The 18,948-nt window shown below is 72.1% G+C and carries 16 protein-coding genes; 8 read left to right on the top strand and 8 right to left on the bottom strand.

Annotated elements, in window-relative coordinates; genetic code table 11:
• Positions 1–13: 13 nt before the first annotated feature.
• The 3 genes from AB8735_RS03525 to AB8735_RS03515 all read left to right on the top strand — a co-directional run bounded on the left by AB8735_RS03525 (position 14) and on the right by AB8735_RS03515 (position 3,649).
• Positions 14–970: an ISL3 family transposase gene (locus tag AB8735_RS03525; RefSeq protein WP_372411766.1), complete on the top strand. Its 957-nt coding sequence runs from the start codon at positions 14–16 to the stop codon at positions 968–970.
• A complete protein-coding gene (locus AB8735_RS03520) occupies positions 967–2,298 on the top strand; it encodes an SMI1/KNR4 family protein (RefSeq protein ID WP_372405290.1) in 1,332 nt (443 codons plus the stop codon). Before AB8735_RS03525 ends, AB8735_RS03520 begins: the two co-directional genes overlap by 4 nt.
• A 247-nt stretch (positions 2,299–2,545) precedes the next feature.
• Positions 2,546–3,649 carry a hypothetical protein gene (locus tag AB8735_RS03515; protein ID WP_372405288.1) on the top strand — a complete coding sequence of 368 codons (1,104 nt, stop codon included), beginning with the start codon at positions 2,546–2,548 and terminating at the stop codon, positions 3,647–3,649.
• A gap of 339 nt (positions 3,650–3,988) precedes the next feature.
• Here AB8735_RS03515 and AB8735_RS03510 read toward each other — a convergent pair whose 3' ends face one another.
• Entirely contained in the window at positions 3,989–4,582 is a 594-nt protein-coding gene (locus tag AB8735_RS03510) for a TetR/AcrR family transcriptional regulator (RefSeq protein ID WP_372405286.1), read from the bottom strand.
• 210 nt (positions 4,583–4,792) lie between these two features.
• Between AB8735_RS03510 and AB8735_RS03505 the strand changes: the two genes are divergently transcribed.
• Together AB8735_RS03505 and AB8735_RS03500 are read left to right on the top strand one after the other, a co-directional pair.
• On the top strand, positions 4,793–5,938 hold the full coding sequence (locus tag AB8735_RS03505; RefSeq protein WP_372405285.1) for an FAD-dependent oxidoreductase: 1,146 nt from the start codon (positions 4,793–4,795) through the stop codon (positions 5,936–5,938).
• A gap of 269 nt (positions 5,939–6,207) precedes the next feature.
• Positions 6,208–7,293: a serine protease gene (locus AB8735_RS03500; protein WP_372405284.1), complete on the top strand. Its 1,086-nt coding sequence runs from the start codon at positions 6,208–6,210 to the stop codon at positions 7,291–7,293.
• A 32-nt stretch (positions 7,294–7,325) separates the two neighbouring features.
• Here AB8735_RS03500 and AB8735_RS03495 read toward each other — a convergent pair whose 3' ends face one another.
• From AB8735_RS03495 to AB8735_RS03470, 6 genes are all read right to left on the bottom strand, one after another.
• Entirely contained in the window at positions 7,326–7,697 is a 372-nt protein-coding gene (locus AB8735_RS03495; protein WP_372405282.1) for a hypothetical protein, read from the bottom strand.
• 207 nt (positions 7,698–7,904) lie between these two features.
• Positions 7,905–9,239, bottom strand: a complete 1,335-nt coding sequence (locus AB8735_RS03490; protein WP_372405280.1) for a hypothetical protein — start codon at positions 9,237–9,239, stop codon at positions 7,905–7,907.
• Positions 9,236–10,339, bottom strand: coding sequence for a hypothetical protein (locus AB8735_RS03485; protein WP_372405279.1), 1,104 nt, complete (start codon positions 10,337–10,339; stop codon positions 9,236–9,238). Before AB8735_RS03485 ends, AB8735_RS03490 begins: the two co-directional genes overlap by 4 nt.
• Positions 10,336–11,109: a trans-aconitate 2-methyltransferase gene (locus AB8735_RS03480; RefSeq protein ID WP_372405277.1), complete on the bottom strand. Its 774-nt coding sequence runs from the start codon at positions 11,107–11,109 to the stop codon at positions 10,336–10,338. Before AB8735_RS03480 ends, AB8735_RS03485 begins: the two co-directional genes overlap by 4 nt.
• A complete protein-coding gene (locus AB8735_RS03475; protein WP_344026970.1) occupies positions 11,090–12,028 on the bottom strand; it encodes an LLM class flavin-dependent oxidoreductase in 939 nt (312 codons plus the stop codon). Before AB8735_RS03475 ends, AB8735_RS03480 begins: the two co-directional genes overlap by 20 nt.
• Before the next feature lie 9 nt (positions 12,029–12,037).
• Positions 12,038–13,393 carry a DUF6002 family protein gene (locus tag AB8735_RS03470; protein WP_372405275.1) on the bottom strand — a complete coding sequence of 452 codons (1,356 nt, stop codon included), beginning with the start codon at positions 13,391–13,393 and terminating at the stop codon, positions 12,038–12,040.
• Positions 13,394–13,580: 187 nt separating this feature from the next.
• Here AB8735_RS03470 and AB8735_RS03465 point away from each other — a divergent pair, with 187 nt between their 5' ends.
• Positions 13,581–14,846, top strand: a complete 1,266-nt coding sequence (locus AB8735_RS03465) for an MFS transporter (RefSeq protein ID WP_372405274.1) — start codon at positions 13,581–13,583, stop codon at positions 14,844–14,846.
• A gap of 166 nt (positions 14,847–15,012) precedes the next feature.
• Here AB8735_RS03465 and AB8735_RS03460 read toward each other — a convergent pair whose 3' ends face one another.
• Positions 15,013–15,828, bottom strand: coding sequence for a C1 family peptidase (locus tag AB8735_RS03460; RefSeq protein WP_344026964.1), 816 nt, complete (start codon positions 15,826–15,828; stop codon positions 15,013–15,015).
• A gap of 250 nt (positions 15,829–16,078) precedes the next feature.
• On the opposite strand from AB8735_RS03460, the gene lanL reads away from it, so the two are divergent.
• Together lanL and AB8735_RS03450 are read left to right on the top strand one after the other, a co-directional pair.
• A complete protein-coding gene (gene lanL, locus AB8735_RS03455; RefSeq protein WP_372405272.1) occupies positions 16,079–18,733 on the top strand; it encodes a class IV lanthionine synthetase LanL in 2,655 nt (884 codons plus the stop codon).
• Positions 18,730–18,861 carry a hypothetical protein gene (locus AB8735_RS03450; RefSeq protein ID WP_372405270.1) on the top strand — a complete coding sequence of 44 codons (132 nt, stop codon included), beginning with the start codon at positions 18,730–18,732 and terminating at the stop codon, positions 18,859–18,861. The genes lanL and AB8735_RS03450 overlap by 4 nt, the downstream gene beginning before the upstream one ends.
• Positions 18,862–18,948 lie beyond the last annotated feature (87 nt).

Below are 18,948 nucleotides of genomic sequence, written 5' to 3'. Positions count from 1 at the left end.
GAAGTTCAGGGCCGTGCAAGAGGTCGTGCTCCGGCTGGAGGAGTTGCTGTTCCCGTCGATCGCGGATGTCGTGGTGCTGTCGGTCGTCGTGGACAAAGACGTTGTTCGGGTCGACGCGAAGTCCGCGGCGGGAGGGGCCGAGTGCTCTGGCTGTGGTGACCCATCGAACCGGGTTCATGGCTCCTATCTGCGGTTTCCCGCAGATGTGCCGAGTGGAGGGCGACGGGTGGTGCTGTCCCTGTGTGTCCGCCGGTTCGGCTGTCGCAACGTGTTGTGCGGGCGGCGGACCTTCGTCGAGCAGATACCGGGGCTGACCCGGCGGCACGCTCAGCGGACCGAGGGGCTGCGGTCCACGCTGGCGAACGTCGGTCTCGCGCTCGCCGGTCGCGCCGGTGCCCGCCTGGCCTGCGTTTTCGGGGTGCCCGTCAGCCGGAGCACAGTCCTGCGGCTGATCGAGGCCCTGCCCGAGCCCGAGGTCCCGGCCCCGCGGGTGGTCGGCGTCGACGAGTACGCCATGCGCAAGGGCCGCAACTACGGCACGGTGCTGGTCGACGTCGAGACACGTCGGCCGGTCGATCTGCTGCCCGACCGGGAGGCCTCGACGCTGGCCGCGTGGCTGACCAAGCGTCCGGGCATCGAGGTGGTCTGCCGCGACCGGGCTCCGATATTCGCGGAGGATGCCGCTGCAGGGGCTCCGCAGGCTGTGCAGGTCGCGGACCGGTGGCATCTGTGGCACAACCTGAGCGAAGCCGCCGAGCGGACCGTCGCCCAGCACCGCCGCTGCCTGAGCGTCCTCGTCCCCGAGGGCCGAAACCGGTGGGCGAGGCTGCCCCGGCCGATGATTCGTCCGGCTCACCGTGGCCGACCGGGCACAGGTTCGCCGACCGCACCCGGGCCCGGCATGCTGCCGTTCACCCACCGCTGGAGGCCGGGCACAGCCGACGCGCGATCGGCCGCCAACTCGGCATGACATGGCGCACTGTCAAACGCTTCGCCGACGTCACCACACCGGAGGAGCTCTTCACTGGCCAATGGCAGAACCGGCCCTCCGTCCTCGATGAGTACAAGCCCTACCTCGATGACCGCTGGAACGACGGCTGCACCAACGCCTGGACACTGTGGGAAGAGATCGTGCCGCTCGGCTACAAGGGCAGCTACCAGCGCGTTCGCGCCTACCTGCACAAGAAGCGGACCTCACCGCGACCCGTGACGGCCCGGCCACCCTCGTCCCGGGCCGTCGCCGGGTGGGTCCTCCGCCGCCCGGAGAGCCTCGCCGAGACGGAGACACTCCAGCTCAAGGTCGTCCGGGCTCACTGCCCCGAACTCGACGCGCTCACCCGGCACGTCCGGTCCTTCACGACCATGCTCACCGACCGCCAGGGCCAGCATCTGCCCGACTGGCTCGACGCCGTCCGGCAGGACGACCTGCCCAGCCTCCACACCCTCGCCGCCGGCATCGACCGCGACCGCGACGCCGTCATCGCCGGCCTGACCCTGCCCTGGAACTCCGGCGTCGTCGAAGGACACGTCAACCGGATCAAGATGCTCAAGCGCCAGATGTTCGGCCGAGCAGGCTTCCAACTCCTCCGGAAACGAGTCCTGCTGGCATGGCGCACAGTTGCGGCGAAGGGCTTTGTCAGTGCCTCACTCTACGGTCACGGCATGACTCGCATAGACCTCACCGCGTTCGATACGACGTGGAACCGTTTCGCGTCCTGGCTGTCCGCCCACTCACCCGCCGACCACGCCGCCTTGCAATCGCCCGCCACTGCCGAGGAGCTCACGAGGCTCGAAGCACAGCTCGGATTTCCTCTGCACCCGGAGCTGAGAGCACTGCTGGAGCGCCACAATGGTGTCACCGAGCAACAACCCACCCGGGAAGTGAACTTGTTCCAGGCCGGGGCTTTTCTACCGCTGGGGCATCGGCTCAACCACACGGATCGCATCGCCTCAGAACACAGGATTCTTGCGGACTTCGGGGAGGAGAACACCGCATCGGGGCTGTGGGAGGAGGATGAACTCAACGGTCACGCCCACCAGTGGGTGCCGTTCGCACACCCCAACGACGGCGGGGTCGCGTTCATCGACCACCGCCCAGGCCTGACATACGGCCGCGTCTACGAGATGGGCATCGGCTCGGGCGACATCGACGGCACCGAGTGGGCCTCCAGCCTCACCGAGCTGTTCGACCGCCTGGCCAGCTCCCTCGAAGCAGGCACACCGTTCAAGCACTACTGGCCCGGGACATACGAGCACCCTTCCGGGCAGCACTGCATCGACTGGGAAACCCGACCTTGAGCAGCTTCCCCGTCAGGCCGAGGAGCCGAATTCGTCACTCAACGTGCGCGGACCACAGGAGTTGAGCCAGAACCCGAGAACGGGCGGCAGATGTTCACCACTTCGGGAGGCACTCGGCACATCGATGATTCGAACGGTGGCGCTTCCCATCGTGACGGTGCACGGTCCCGCGCGGCGGAAGAAAAACACGTTGGCCGGTCCGCCGCGGAGCTGCGAGGATGCCCTTCGTTTCCCTATCGGAGGATATTTGTTCGTTTTCGTGTGTGCTGGGTGTGGCGCCCGGCTGACCACTCCGCTGTCCCAGGTAGAGCTCCCGGCCCACGCCCATCAGGAGTACGGGAACGGGATTCAGCTCCCGGTTCTCATGGAGTCGGGCACGTTCGCCGTCGAACCAGAGCCCTGGGGGCACCCGTGGCGGAGGTGGGAGGAGATCGATCCGGACGAGGCGGCAGCCCGAGGCATCCACGCTCCGGTCCACGCCCTGTCCGACGGCCCACCCGGCACCGTCGTCATCGCCCCCGGGGACACCCGAGGCACCGTGCTCGTTCCTGAGCGAGCCGGCGGCTACTGCTGCGGCCTCGACTGGGGTGACGGCCCCAACATGGCTTGCGAGGCGTGCGGCCTGCCCGTGGCGAACCGCATCGACGACTGCTCACTCTGGCAGGCGGTCTGGCTCGCGCCGGACGCCGTGCACCGTCTCCGCGTCGACGCCGACACCGCAATCCTCTCCTGGGCGGAACTCCTGGCGGAGGGGCAGGCCACGCCCCCGAGCGTGCCGATCACCAGATGGGGTTCGCTGCTCGGACTGGACCACTGGTGGTCATGGAGCCCGCAATGGGAGGCGGCAGCCGGCCGGGCCCTGGCCCACCTGCTGGCCGCCTCGGGCGGTCGGCCGGTGACTGTCCCGCACGGCCTGGTCGCGGAAGTGTTCCAACGCACCCTCAACGCCCTGCTGCCCGCGGTCCAGCCGGCGCGGCGCGCCATCCTGGCCGGACCCGGACTGCCAGCCCCCGATACGGACGTCGACATAGTCATCGTGCCGACCCACCCACAGACGGGGGAACTCTGGAGCCCGGCCGGCCCGACGGCATCGGCGTACCCGGTGCCGCTGCCGTTCGGGGTGTGGATGTGGATGGCCTTCCCCGAGCAACACCTCCACCTCCCCATGTCAGGAACCATGCCGGACGGCGTGCTCCGCGACGACCCGCCCGCGCCGAGTCCCCACCACCTGTTCCGGGCCGACCCGGGAACTTTTCAGCACACGCTGGTCCGGTTGCCGACCGTCCGCAGCCCGTGGCTGCGCGAGATCCTGGAGAACCTCATGCACCACATGCGCACGGGTCTCTTCTAGCCGACTGGCAAAGGTGCCGGTCCTCGCTCTTCGGCGCGGCCGCAATCGAACAGAGGCGGGCAGTGACGCCTCCCGAAGTGGTGAACATCTGCCGTCCGTTCTCGTGGACAAAGTCATCCGCCTGACCTGTGAGCATCTGGCGTCCTCGCGGGTGGTGCGGCCGGGCGTGGTGAAGCTGCTGGAGCGGTGGCTAAAGGCTGGGATCAGAATGAGGTGCTTGCCGCGCAGGAGTGACGTGGCGTCAGTTCTCCTTTGCCGGGCAGGGGGTGGGTGCGACCGAAACGCGTAGCGGGGCAAGCCGAGGCTGGTCGAAGGCAGCCCCAGGAAACGGCCCAGGTGCTACGGTGCGGGCGGCTTGCTCGGCGGTTCCCAGCCGTGGGTGAGGATGTCGAAGACTGCCTCGATGGCGGCCCGGCGGTCCTGTCGGCCGCGAGCGAGCACCGGGATCTCGAGTACGAATCGGGCCAGAGCCACACATGTGAGGTTGTCGTGGTCCACGCCGAACTCGTCGGCGATGGCTGCGCCGAGGCTGTCGGTGTGCCGGGTCCACATGCGTTCGGCGTAGGCGCTCAGCACCGGCGTGGAGTTCACCAGGTTGGTGAACTCCGCCGCCTGGGGGTGTGCCTCGATCGACGGCCAGGTGTCCAGGATGTGGTGTCGAAGGGCGTCGAGGATGCTCTGACCGGAGGGGCGCTGCCGCACCGCGGCGATCAACTGTGACTCCCGGTCTTCGTCCTGGTCGAATACCAGCGCTTCCTTGCCGCTGAAGTGCTTGAACACCGTAGCGGTCGACACGTCGGCGGCGTCGGCGATGTCGCGGATGCTCACCTGGTCGTAGCCGCGCTCCAGGAAGAGTTGCAGCGCGGCGTCGGCGATCGCCTGCCGGGTGGCCGCCTTCTTGCGGTCGCGGCGGCCGGCAGAGGGCATGGTCATGGCTGGAGCGTACTCGATAGTCGAGTCAGTCGCTAAGTAGAGTCGTTGCACTTTTCTACTCGCTCTGATTTTATGGACACCTGGCCATCGTCTGCACCGCGCCGACCTGTTCATCCAAGAGGCCTCTCTGCGTGGCATATCCGGTGCCGAGATCGGCAACGCCCGACCTGCTCGCCCCTCTTCGCCCTTCGCCGACTGAATGGGAAAACCATGAACTCCCCAGAACCTGCCCGGGCACGCATCAGCATCATCGGCGCCGGCCCCGGCGGACTGACTTGCGCCCGCATCCTTCAGCAGCACGGCATAGCGGTCACCGTCTACGACCGCGACCGGGGCCCCGACGCTCGCAACCAGGGCGGCACCCTCGACCTGCACGCCGACAACGGCCAGATCGCCCTGCGCGAAGCCGGGCTGCTCGACGAGTTCTTCCGGCTCGCCCGCCCCGAAGGGCAGGAAATGCGCCGGATGGACCCGACCGGCACGATCACGTCCCATGAAGTCCCGGCGCCCGACGAACTCTTCAAGCCGGAAATCGACCGTGGCCAGCTGCGCAACCTGCTACTCGACTCCCTGCAGCCGGGAACCGTGCACTGGGGCCGCGCCATCGACACGATCGGTGGACCCGACGACGGTCCGCGGCAGTTGCACTTCACCGACGGCACGACCATCCACACCGATCTGGTCATCGGCGCCGACGGTGCCTCCTCCCGCGTCCGCCCGGCCGTGTCCCCCGCCGTCCCCGAGTACACCGGGGTGGGCGTCCTGGAAGCATGGTTCTCGGACGTCGAGAACCGGCACCCGGACCTGGCCGAGCTGGTCGGCCAGGGCAGCGCCCACGCAGCCGACGGCGAGCGCGGCCTGTTCGCCCAGCGCAACAGCGGAGACCATATCCGCGTCTACATCATCCAACGGGTCCCGGTCGACTGGATCAGCACGAGCGGCCTGACAGCCGAGGACACGGACGGCATCCGCGCCCTGCTCCTGGGCGAGTACGCCCACTGGTCGCCCCGCATGCGCCGGATGATCACCGAAAACGACGGCCCCTACGTCAACCGCCCGATCTTCGCCCTCCCGGTCCCGCACACCTGGGAACACAACCCGACGGTGACCCTGCTCGGAGATGCCGCCCACCTCATGCCCCCGCTCGGCGTCGGCGTCAACCTCGCCATGCTCGACGCCGGCGAAATCGCCCTCGCTCTCGCGAACGCCGCCACCGTCGCCGACGCGATCCGCGCCTACGAGAGGACCATGCTTCCCCGCTCCACCGAGACGGCCAAGGCTCTCGAAGGCGGCGCCGAACACCTGCTGTCCGCCGACGTGCCCGACTTCGGGAGCAACCACGACGCCGAGTGCTGAGGACTGACTGAGGACTTCAGGGTCGCCAGCAGCTCGCGACCTGCTCACCCGGCCCGACGGCCGCCGTGCGACGGGAGAAACAGGTGGGCCGGGGCGCCCGCTCCGACGCGCCCCCGCCGGGAGCGGGACGGAACGGCGCATCCGCGACGGCAAGAGGAACGCTCCCCTTCCGTGTCCTCCGGTGGCCGCCACGCGTTGAAGTCGGTGCGTGTCGGACAACAGGCCCTACATCCGCAGGAGTTGGGCTTTCCTCTTCATCGGGAGGCATTGTGCGGGTTCGTCCGCGATCGGTCATAGCCCTGGCGCTGGCCCTGTGCGCCGCGCTGCTCGGAGCCGGGAACACGGCCTCCGCCACCGGGCCGGAGCAGGACCGCAGGCGACAGGAACAGGCGTACTGGACGGCACGGCGGATGGCCGAGGCCGTCCCCGTCACCGCCCTCCTCCGCGACCCGGCGGCCCGGCCCGCGCCGGGGACCGCCCTGACCCCGGTCGCCGCACCGCCCCGGCCGGCCCGGCGCTTCGACGGACTGCCCATGGTCGGTACGTTCTTCTTCGACGGCGCGCACCTGGGCGGGCGGACGACCTACTGCTCGGGGAGCGTGGTCCACAGCGCCGGACGGAACCTGGTCCTCACCGCGGGACACTGCGCCATCGGGCTGTCCGGGGCGCGGCACGCGGTCTTCGTCCCCGAGTACCACGACGGCGCGGCCGCCGGGGGCCAGCCGTACGGGGTCTTCCCGGTGACCGCCCTCTACGTCGACCCCCGCTACCGGGCCAACACCAAAGGGGCGGCGTCCGATCTGGACCTCGCCTTCGTGAGAGTCGCACCGAACGGCGGGAGCGCCGTCGAGAGCCGCACCGGCGCCCTGACCTTCGGCCGCACCCCGCGCTACGACAACGACGTCACCGTCGTCGGCTATCCCGCGACGGGGAGCCCCACCGCCCGCCGCCGGCCCGTCCGTTGCGATGTGCGCACCAGCCGCCTCAAGGGCTTCCACCAGATGCGGATGTTCTGCGGCGGCTTCTACGGAGGCGTCTCCGGCGGGCCCTGGATCTCCGGCTACGACCCCGCCACCCGCACCGGGAGGATCATCGGCAACATCGGCGGCTACAACGGCGGTGGGAACGACGCCAATTCCGACGGGGTCTCCTTTTCCCCCTTCTACGGCAAGGACGCCCAGGACCTCTACCGCGACGCCGACGCCGACCGGGCCGTGCGCCGCCCGGCCGCGTACCGGCCCGCCCCCGTGGCCCGTCGCTGCGCCCCGGACGTCACGGGTTCCCCGGTCACGGCCCTTCCCGTCGTGTGGCCCGCCCGCGCCCGCCCCGAAAGGCGGACGCCAACGGGCCTGTGAGGGGCCGTGGTCAGTGGCCCCTCAGCCGGGTGTCACTTCCAGCAGTGGTGCTTGGTGTCCCACTTCTGCAGGTGGCCGTGGTACGCACGGGTCCAGCAGTGGCGCGCCTCGTCCCACTTGGCGTAGCCGCGGGACTGGGCGTCCCAGCGGGTCCAACAGTGGTGCTTGTGGTCCCACTTGTCCTTCTTCTTGTCCATGCCCCGGTCCCACTCCCGGCGTTCGGCCTTCTTGGGATCGGCCTTCTTGTGATCGTGCTTCTCGACGACGTGGACGTGGTCGGCCTTCACCGGGTGCCCGCCGGCCGGGGCGGCGAACGCCTGCCCCCCGGCCATCGCGGCGGCCCCCGACAGCAGCACCGCCGAAGCGGCGACAGCGGCGAGACGGCGCATCATGTCCTGTCCCATGTCATTCCTCCTTGTTCGGGGCGCTCCGGGCTGTTCCGCCCGGAAGCGCCGATCGGTACGTGGAGGATCCTGGTGCAGGAATCCCGCTGATTGACAGGAGATCGCCTCTGAGCCCCCCGGTAGGATGAGACGTAGGAGCGGTTGTATGAATACAAACCTGTGAATACCTTGAAATGCACGCAATATCAGGGCAAAGACCGTTCCTTTTCAGGAACCGACCAGCACATTGATCAGCGCCCCGTGCCCGTACATGCTGACGATCCCGCTCTCGCCGGAGGCGAAGTAGCGCACGAGGCAGCCGGCGGGCCGTCCGGCGACGATGTACGGGCCGAGGAGCGGGGCGATGGTCGTGGAGCGCGTTCCCGCCTCCGTGCCGTCCGTGAGCCCGGACGCACAGCGGCCGGGTTCGACGTATTCCTGTGCGACGCTGTCCTCCTCCCGCACCGCCCGCCCGACGGCGTCGGCCCAGACGGCGGGGTCGGTGAACGGACCCAGGAGCACGCCGTCGCCGCACATCCCCACGGCCTTCTTCAGTACGAACGACTCCCGCCTGCGCAGCAGCAGTTCGCCCAGGCCGTACCGGCGGCCGCGCCAGACGACCGCGCGGTCCCCGGTGACCCGGGTCCACGGCAGATACCGGTGGACGAACTCCCGTTCCGCACCGGTCATCCAGGGCCGTCTCTCCGAAACCCAGCCGAGGACCTTCTTGTTGGAGACGAGATAGGCGGTCTGCGGGGCGAGGAGGAGGCATCCGGAGTCGAGGGCGCGGCGCACCGGGGCGAGGTCGATGCCGTGGTGCCGCCACTCGGCGACGGTGAAGTGCCGCAGGCCGACGGGGTACCGGAAGCGGCCGTCGGGGCCGTGGCCGTGGTGCAGGTCCTCGGGTTCGAAGAACTCGGCGGCGAAGCCGTGCCGGCGCAGGTGCTCCACCTCCAGGTCGAAGTAGCGGGTGCCCTGCACGCCCGGCAGGTCGCGGACGGTGCCGAGCAGCGCGACGCCGCGCTCGGCACCCAGCTCGGCGCAGACGGCCTCGAAGAGCCGCCTGCGCTCGGCGAAGAGGGAGTGGCCGCGAAAGGGGACCCGCCCGCCGTCGGCGTGCAGACGGCGCCAGGTGCGGGTGAGGACGTGGGTGTGCACGGCGCCGCCGACCGCGCCGCCCACGTTGACCTCCAGGAACCGCGGCCCGTCGGGGCCGATCACCGCGTCCGGGCGGGCCATGCAGGCGCAGTGGCGCTCCTCGGTGAAGTCGTCGGTGAACAGCGGGTGCAGGGTCTCGTCCACCGCCAGTGCGGCCATGCGCTCCGCGCGGCCGGGTCCGGCGGCGAGGAGCGCCTTGCGCAGGAGGGCCAGCAACCGGGCCGAGGCGGAGTAGAGTTCGGCGGCCGAGGCGGCCGGCACGGTCAGCGGACGAGTGGCGACCTGTCCGCCGTCGAAGCCCACGTCGCGCATCGCGTGCACGAAGGTCCGCCGGAGCTCCTCGGGTCCGATCCGGGCGGGGGGCGGCAACTCGTCGGTGCCGAACCATGGGTGATGGATCGTCATCGGGGAACCGTGTGCAGGAAGGCGTCCAGGCCGAGCTGCCGGGCGCGCAGGATGCCGGGGCACTGCCAGGCCAGGTCGGTGCGGGGCGGCCGGTCCGCGTCGTGGAAGTACAGGGCCTCGAAGCCGCCCGCCGCGAGGGAGACGACGGGGTTGGCCACGAGGAAGTCCCGCACGCCCGGGGTGTCGCGCACGACGCGCAGGACGAGCCGCTTGCCGCCGAAGTGGTCGGCGGGCAGCCGGCATTCGGGGTGGAAGCGCTGCTTGAACTGGAAGATGCCCTTGCTGAGGAACGGCTCGCAGCCCGAGAGATCGACGTGCGTCATCCCGTGGGTGCGGGCCCACTCCAGGGCGAAGTGCGTGAGCGCCCTGGCGGCGCCGCTCGCGTAGTGCTCCTCGGCCCCGTCGAGGACGCCGAGCAGCCGCATGGTCAGGGTCCGGGAGCGGGCCGGGCGGGCGCACAGCACCCCGGCGACCCGGGTGCCGTTCTCGACGACGAAGAACAGCGCCCCGCGCCGGAAGAGGCATTCGTAGGCGAGACCGGGCGGGAGGCTGCGGGTCGCGCCGCCGTGCCGGCGGCGCATGGTCGGCAGGTGCATCCGCTCGTAGAAGTGGTCGAACGCCCCGGGGTCGGTGGCCTGTTCCCAGGTCCAGCCCCGCTCCCCGCGGCGGGCGGCGAAGCCGCGCCGCTCCCGCCGGGAGATCCGCGCGCGCAGCGCCTCGGCGCCCTCGCCGACCGGGACGACGAGGCGCACCCGGAAGGGCAGGAGGAGCGTGGCCGGGGGCAGCGCGGGCACGGACCGGGCCGTCGTGCCGCGCAGCAGGATGTCGGCGGGCGCGTCGCCGGTGCCGGCCGCCGTGGTGGGGACGCCCCGCTGCCGCAGGAACTCCAGGATGTGGCGCGGGCCTTCGTGCAGCCCCGCATAGCTCAGCCGCACGGGACCGGCGGGCAACGAGCGGGCGCGCACGGGGCGGTGGCGGCTGCGGGCGCCGTCCCAGCGGCAGCGGACGGGGGCCAGGCGGGGGTCGGTGTCCCAGGCGTACCGGGCGTGCAGGGCGGGGCGGAAGGGCAGCGGGGCGCGGGGCGGCGCCGGGGAGTTCACGGCGTCCCCGGGGCGACGGGCCGGTAGACGGAGACGCAGCGCCGGGTATCGGGGCGTACGGTGCCGCCCCGCCAGCCCGGCCAGCGGTCCTCCAGGGTCAGTCCGGCGGCCGCGGCCATCAGATCCATCTCGGACGGCCACAGGTAGCGGATGACCGACCGGTACGGGGTGACGCCGCCGTTCTCGACGACCATGGTCTGCCGTTCCATGATCTGGGACACCGGGTCGCAGTGGACCAGGGAGAAGCGGAAGCGGTCCGGCCCGGTGTGCAGATGGCGGACGGAGGAGCCGCTGCCCACGGCGTCGGGGATCTGGTGGTCGACGACGAAGCGCCCGCCGGGTCCGGCCAGATGGCGGGCGGCGACGGCGAAGCAGGCGGTCTGGCGCCGCTGGTCGGGCACGCAGAAGAGGCTGTTGAAGACGGAGTAGACGAGCGCGAAGCGGCGGCCGAGGTCGCAGTCGGCCATGTCGGCGAGCTCGGTGCGGACGAGCTCCGCGCCGGGTTTGGCGCGCAGCCGTCGCAGCATGTCCGGCGAGGTGTCGACGCCGTGGACGGCGACGCCGCGCGCGGCGAGGGGGATGGCGATGCGGCCGGTGCCGACGCCCAGTTCGAGGGCGCCGCCGTCACGCCCGTAGCGGGCCAGGACCTCGACGGCCGTCGCGCCGTCGTCGAAGTCCAGGGAGTACCAGTCGTCGTAGACGTCGCCGAACGTCCCGCCGTAGTCGTCGTCGGGGCCGTCATCGGGGCCGTCATCGGGGTCCGTCGCCATCGGCGGTGCCTCCGTTCCCGTCGTGCGCCGGCCGGAGCCGTGCGAGGTGCGGCAGGGCGGCCGCGACGACCGCGTCGAACGTCCTGGCCCGTCCGGCGAACACCCCGGACGGGCGGGGGCGGTGGAGGACGAGGTCGGTGAAGCCCAGCGCCGCGCAGTCGGCGGCGAAGGCGGTCAGACGGTCGGCCGATTCGGTCAGGCCGGGGACCAGGCGGCTGCCGAGGACGATGCGGTCCAGGCTCGCGGGGTCCCGGACCGCCCGCGCGCAGGCCTCGTCCAGGGCGCGGGTCTGCCGGGCCAACAGCGCCTCGGGGTCGGACAGTTCTCCCGGCCGGGCCGGATCGCCCGCGGTGACCCAGGCCCGCCCGTACCGCGCCGCCAGCCGCATGCCGCGCGGCCCGGTCGCCGCGACCGCGAAGGGGATCCGCGGCCGCTGCACACAGCCGGGCACCGTGCGGGCGGCGCGGGCGGTGTAGAACGGGCCCTCGTGGTCGGTGGCGGGGTGCCGGAGCAGGCGGTCGAGGAGCGTGACGAACTCCTCGAAGCGGCGGGTGCGTGCGCCCGGCGGCAGCGCGGGACCGCCCAGCGCCCGCGCGTCGAAGCCCTCGGCGCCCGCGCCGATCCCCGCGGTGACACGGCCGCCCGCGATGTGGTCGAGCGTCATCAACTCCTTGGCCAGGACGGCCGGATGGCGGAAGTTCGGGGTGGCCACCAGGGGGCCGATGCGGATCCGGCGGGTGACCGCGGCGACGGCGGCCAGCAGCGGGACCGAGCCGAACCACGGTGCGTCGCGCAGCGACCGCCAGGTCAGGTGGTCGTAGGTCCAGGCGTGGTCGAAGCCCGCCTCCTCGGCGCCCTGCCAGATCTCCCGGGCCTCGGGCCACGGGTGTTCGGGAAGGATGACGACTCCCGTGCGCATCCGGCCGCCTCACGTGTCCTGGACGCCCGCGGCCTTGTGCAGCACGTCGGCCAGAGTGGCCAACTGCCCGGCGGGCCGGAGGGCCTCGGAGGGCAGCGGGGTGTAGTCGTCGGCGTCGTACGAGCCGGAGCCGTGCAGGACGACCTCGTCGGCGCGGACCAGCCCGCGCTCGACGGCGAGCAGCGTGCCGGTCACCACCATCACCAGCGACCATTCCCGCAACGTCCTGGGATCTGCGGGCAGTTGCACATCCGCCCGCGCCACCAGGGCGCGGACCTGTGCGTAGCGGACGAGGCACTCGTGGAGGGAGACCACGATGCCGCCGCCCCCCTGCTCCCGGATCAGCGCGCTCATCCGCGGCGCCGTGGCCGGCCGCTCCGTATAGAAGGTGGGGTCGATGCTCTCGCGGGGGTCGAAGGCGGCCGCGGGGAACGCCGGGTCGGCGCTCTGGACGAACAGGCCGCTCACCGGGTGCCGGCGGTAGGGCGGCGATGCGCTGCCGGAGCGCAGGTCCTGCACCATGTCCGGGGTCCTCAGGTGCTGGACGAGGAGATAGCCGGGCGGGTCGTCCCGTGCGCCCGGCTCCGCGGCGAGGAGCCGGACGCCCAGGTGATGGCCGAACAGCCCGAAGGCGCTGGAGACGGCGTGCGCGTGCCAGCGGACCCTCCCGTCGGGAGCGGGGAGGAACTCGGCCTCGTAGAAGGCCCGTACGGTGTCCGCGGCACGGTAGTTGTCGAGGTCGAGCGTATGCCAGATACGCACTCCGGCCACCCGCCGGAGCTCCTCCGCACAGGTTTCGGCGCCCTCCTGCGCCAGGGCCTTCACGGCGGCGCCGGGGCCGTCGTGCACGACGACGGGGTTGCGCTCGCGCAGCCCGGGATCGGCGGCCAGGCGGGAGTGCCACACCTTGGCGACGGACTCCTCGGGGACGACGCAGGCGATGCGCAGCTGGTCCCGGGTGACGAGACCGGCGTCGACGGCGCGCAGCACCGCGTCGCGCAGGGCGGTGGCCTTGTTCGCCGACGACGGGGTGAGGAGCATCAGCCGTTCCCCCGTCCCGCGGATGTGGCGCACGGCGCGCGCCACGATGACCAGGGAGGCGAAGGTCTTGGTGGTGCGGGTGCCCGGGTTGCGCATGAGATCGAGGAGGACGAGCCGCACGCCGTGGTGCGTGCCGAGGAGGGTGGAGGAGAGACCGGAGACGGAGAAGAACTCCCGTGTGGCACCGTCGAGTTGCGGAAGACGCTGCTCCGGCGTGCCGTCGCCGCCCGTGCCGTGCTCGCGGACGTGGTCGAGCGCCGACTGGATCCGGTCGTAGTAGTGGGCGATCGCGTTGTCCAGAACAGCTCGCCTGTGTGGCGTCATGGGCCCGCTTCCGTCCTTCCGGCAGGCTCGGCGTCGCCGAGAGCAGCCGTCCTCCGAGGGCATGCGGTGGTCGAGTGTATCTCCGGAAAATCCGGTTCCTGCAGGTATTTACCGGCCACCTTGAAAGGGTCCTCCGGCGGCGGTATTCGATGCGGCATTCCCCTTGCCCCACCGGACACTTGACGGCGTGAACGGCTCCTCCCTCCGGTCCCTGCCCTCCGCGGCCCCCACGGGTCCCCCGTCGCTGCTGCGGGACCGCAACTTCGTCCTCCTCTCCTGGGCCCGCACCGTCTCCGTGCTGGGCAACGGCTTCGCGCGCGTCGCACTGTCCTTCGCCGTCCTGGGGCTGCCCGGGACGACGCCCGGTGAACTGTCCCTGGTCCTGGCCTGCCAGGCGCTCCCCCAACTGCTGTTCGTCCTCGTGGGCGGGGTGATAGCCGACCGGATCCCCCGCGTCCGGCTGCTGGCCGCCGCGGAGCTGACCGGCGCCGCCGCCTACGCGGGGCTCGCGGCGATGACGCTGACCGGGCACGCACCCGTGGCCGCACTCGCCGGACTGGCCACGGTGGCGGGGCTGGCGACCGCGCTGTTCGCCCCGGCGATGACGGCCGTGGTCCCCGAGATCGTGCCCGCGGGCCGGCTGACGGAGGCGAACGCGGTGCTGCGCATGGGCATGAACACCGCCATGCTGCTGGGGCTGGCGCTGTCGGGCGTGGTGGTCTCCCTGGTGGGCGCGGGGTGGGCACTGGCGATCAACGCGCTCTCGTTCCTCGCCGGAGCCGGACTGATCGCGGGCATCCGCATCCGCACACCGCGTCCGCCACGGACAGGCGGAGGCTCGGGATGGAGCGACATGCGGGACGGCTGGCGGGAGTTCGCGTCACGCCAGTGGCTGTGGGTGGTGGTGCTGCAGTACACGTTCGTCGTGGCGGCGGTGAGCGCGGAGACCGGCGTGCTCGGCCCGCTGATGAGCGGACACGGCCCGGGCGGGGCCCGGGCCTGGTCCACGGTGGTGGCGGCACAGGCGGTGGGCACGATCGTGGGGGCGGCCCTGGCGGCACGGCTGCGCCCACGGCGCCCGATGCTCGTCGCGGTACTGGCCACCTTCCCGGCGGCGGCACCGATGCTGCTGCTGGGCCTGCACGCGCCCCTCTGGCAGACCGTCGCGGCGGCGTTCCTCGCCGGGGTGTCGGGGGACGTGTTCGGGGTGCTGTGGGCGACCACCCTCCAACGGGAGGTGCCGGCGGCCGCCTTGTCGCGGGTGAGCTCCTACGACTGGTTCGGCTCACTGGCGTTCGCGCCGGTGGGGCTCTACGCGGCCGGTCCGCTCGCCGCGGCGGCCGGGGCGGACGTCGCCCTGCTGGCGTGCGCGGACGTGGTCGTCCTGGCGACGGCGGCGGCGCTGCTGGCGCCGGGGGTACGGCGGTTGGGGGCGGGGAGGGGTGGCGGGTGAGACGGGCGTGCTTGCCCGGCCGGGCCCGGTCACCCGCCTCGGCCTTGCGCCGAGGGGGCGGCATCCCGGCGGGCGGAGTTGCCATGCAGCGACGACGGCCGGCCGGACAAGGCGGTCCGGCCGGCCGGGCGGTCCGGCCGAGGTTCCCCGCGCAGGCGGCCGCGGATCAGGTGACCAGGCGGATGGTCCAGAAGTCGTTCGCGAGACCCGGCTCGGTCACATACGCGTAGGGGAGCGTGAAGTAGCCGCCCTGACCCCAGCCGCTGCCCCAGGAATTGCGCACCAGGAAGCGCTGGGTGCCGTCGTCGTAACCTGCGGCCATGACGGCGTGTCCGCCGACGACCTCGTCGCTCGGGGTGGGCAGGTCGGCGTTGCCGGTCTGGGCGACCTGCTGGCTCTCGAAGCTGGCATAGACCGTGAAGCCGAAGACGAACGGGAAGCCGCTGGCCAGACAGCCCTTGAGGTGATCGATGTCCTGCATGACCCGCAGGTAGGCGGTGGCCCTGCTCTTCAGCGCGTCCGTGTAACAGGCGGGCGAGGGCTTCTCACCGGCACGTGATCCTGGCGGGAAGGGCCCGCCGTCCGTGAGCGCCGGAGTGTCGTCGTAGGGCCACTCGTCCTCCGGGCAGACGCCGAGCGTCGCGACGCTCTTGACCCCGTCACGGATCTGGGCACCGGAGTCCGAGTGCACATGGCCTTCCATCGCCCGCTCGTTGTAGTAGACGAACAGACGGGAGGGGTTGAAGGACGGCAGGGCCTGCCGCATCAGCTCGAACTGGAAGGCACCGCTGATGGCGTTGGCGGTGCAGCTGCCGATCTGGCCCTGGTCGTAGACGGGCGGGAGCGCGTCGCGCAGGTCGGTTTTGACCGGCGGGTTGACGAGCGCCAGACGGGGGGCGGAGTAGAGGTGGTCGCGGGCGTCGGGGAGATCGCGTACCCAGCCGTAACGGCCGACTCTGCGGGGTTGGGATGGGGACGTCATGGCGGGCTCCTTCCAGGTGGAGGGAATGACCGTGAGGGGGGTTCCAGGCCCAACTGGAGCATGTTTTCAGTATCGCAACGGGGGTACCGGTGCGCGCGTTCAACGGGAACACGGGAGTCACCGCATGTGTTCGGACGGGTGCGTTCCGACGTCGTTCCTCCGGCGGCCGGGTCGCCGACGTCCCGGTGGGTCACCACGTACCCGACGCCGGCATCTGTCACCCCGGACTCCCCGCTGTCATCCTGTCCGCGTGGCGCACATCTACCAGCGCATCCTCGAGACGGTTCTCGAACGGGCGGCGGCACCGGCCGACCCCCCATGGCGGGTACGGACCGGCGAGTTCTGGTGCGAGGTCACCCCGCCCCGCTGCACGCTCCGGGACCAGGGGTGGAAGCTGCACGTGTCGGCGACGCCGGCCTCGGCCCGCCGGGTGCTGGAACGGGCGGCCGCCGTGCTCGTGGCGCACGGTTGCGCCTTCAAGTTCGCCGCCGGTCCGCGCATCACGGCCGAACTCGTCGCCGTACGGGCCGACCGGGCGCGGTCGGGCAAGTTCCTCACCGCCTACCCCGACGACGACGAACGGCTGCGGGCCCTCGCGGAAGAGCTGCACCGGGCCACCCTCGGGCTCGCGGGCCCGGCGATCCTCTCCGACCGGCGCTACCGTCCGGGCAGCCTCGTGCACTACCGCTACGGCTGCTTCGCCCAGCCCCGCGAACTCAACGAAGAGGGCTTCTACGAGGGCCGGTTGCGGGCACCCGACGGGAGTCTGGTGCCCGACCGGCGCAACCCCTGGTTCTCCCCGCCCCCATGGGCCGTCCCGCCGTTCCCTCCGGACGAACGAGGGGCGGCGGAGGGGCAGTTGCTCCTCGGCGGCCGGTACGCCGTCCGGGAGGCGATCCGCCACTCCAACCGCGGCGGCGTCTACCGGGCCCAGAACACCCGCGCCGGCACGGACGTCGTCCTCAAGGAGGCCAGACCGCACGTCGCGGCCGACGAACAGGGGAGGGACGCCAGGGACTGGCTGCGCCACGAGGAGGCCGTCCTGCGCAGGCTCGCCCCGCGCGGGGTCGCCCCGGCCGTGCACGGCATCGTCGAGGCCGGCGGGCACCTCTTCCTCGTGGAGGACCACATCGACGGCACGAGCCTCCAGCGCTGGGCCCTCGACCCCGCGCGCACCGCGGGCGACGGGATCCCGGCCGCCACCGCCCGACGGCTGGCCCGGGACCTGACCCGCCTCGTCCACGAGGTGCACGCCGCCGGACTCGTGCTCCGGGACCTCAAGCCCGGCAACGTCATGATGACGCCGGACTCCCGGCCCGTGCTCGTCGATCTGGAGTGCGCGCTCGACCGGGACGAACGGGCCCACCCCGCCGGCACCCGGGGCTTCACCGACCCCGCGTACCTCGACGCCCCCGTGCGGGACGCCGACGACCCCCCGCCCGCGCCCGGCCCCCACGTGGACCACTACAGCTTGGGCGCCACCCTGCTGTATGCCGTCACCGGCATCAACCCCGTCCTCGCCCCCGACTCGCCGGACGCCCCGCGCCCGGCCGGTGACCGGATCGCCGCCCTCGTCGCGGCCGCCGCCCCGGCGAGCCCCGCCTTGAGGGCCCTCGCCCCGCTCGTCCTCGGCCTCACCGCGGAGCCCGGCCGCCGCTGGACGACGGCCGAGGCCACCGCCTTCCTGCAGGATCTGCCGGCGGCCGTGCTCGTCCCCGTCCCGCCGACGTCCGTCCTCGTCCCGCCCGCGACCGTGCCCGACGGCGCCGAGCGGCTGACCGACGACGGACTGGCCTTCCTCGCGGACACCCTCGATCCCGACGCCACCCACCTGTGGCCCCGGCCGCGCAGCCTCCCCGAAGGCGACCCCTGCAACGTCCAACTGGGCGCGGCCGGCGTCCTCGTCGTCCTCGACCGGGCGGTGCGATCCGGGCGGAAGGAGCTCCTTCCAGTGCTCCGCACCGCCGCCGACTGGCTGGACCGGCGCCTCACCGGACCCGAACGGGCCCTGCCCGGACTGTACTTCGGCCGGTCCGGCGCCGCCTGGGCCCTTCACGACGCGGCGCGCACGCTCGACGACCCCGCCCTGGGCGACCGGGCACGGGAGTTCGCGCTGCGCATCCCCCTCGACGGGAAACAGCACGACATCTGCCACGGCCTGGCCGGCGCCGGCCTGGCCCAGCTGCACCTGTGGCGCGTCACCGCCGACGAACGGTTCGCCGAGCGGGCGGCCCGGTGCGCCGACGGACTGCCGGCGCTGCTGCGGACGGCCCGGGGCGTAGACCTCACCGGCCCGTCCCTGTACGGCTTCGGCCACGGAGCCGCCGGGCACGCCGCCTTCCTGCTCGCCGCCGGCCGCTGCCTGCGCCGCCCGGACCTCGTCGACATCGCGGCCGGGATCGGGCGCGCCCTGTGCGGCGCGGCCCGCCGCGAGGCCGACGGCACGGTCCGCTGGGCCAAGGGTCCGGAGCAGGCCGACCGCCCGATGAACTTCTGGTGCAACGGCACATCCGGCGTCGGCACCTTCCTGGTACGCCTGTGGCGCGAGACCGGCGAGCAGCTCTTCCGCACATACGCCGAAGGGGCCGCCCTCGCCGTCCACCACGACCGGTGGCGGCTCGGCCCGGGGAACTGCCACGGCGTCTCCGGGAACGCCCAGTTGCTGCTGGATCTGGCGGAGGCGACCTGCGAGGAGCACTATCGGCACTGGGCGGCGGACACCGCCACCTGTCTGCTCGTCCGGGCCGCCCGGCGTGACGGCCGGCTGCTGGTCCCGGACGACACCCTGCGCGAATTCCACGCGAGTTACGGCGTCGGGCTGGCCGGGGCATTGGACTTCCTGCTGCGGCTCCGGCACGGCGGCCCGCGTTCCTGGATGGTCGACGAGGAGAAGGGAAACGGATGATGGAGAACCAGGTCCTGGGACTGCAGGAACTCCCCGAGATGGACGGGGACTTGCTGGAGCCCGCGATGTGTTGCGACACCCTGCGCACGAGCGGTCTCATGTACGAACCGCCGCGGGGCGACAGCTGACCGGAGAGCGCGCGTGCCGCCCCCGGCCCGACGGGCCGGAGGCGGCTGTGCCTCGTCGCGACCGGTGCACTCCTCTCCAGCAGGACG

Origin of the sequence: Streptomyces luteireticuli, from assembly GCF_041519305.1 — a bacterium.
In the GTDB taxonomy this organism is placed as follows: domain Bacteria; phylum Actinomycetota; class Actinomycetes; order Streptomycetales; family Streptomycetaceae; genus Streptomyces; species Streptomyces luteireticuli.
Note: the sequence above shows the minus strand (reverse complement) of the source record. Positions and strands in the feature narration are given on the sequence as shown.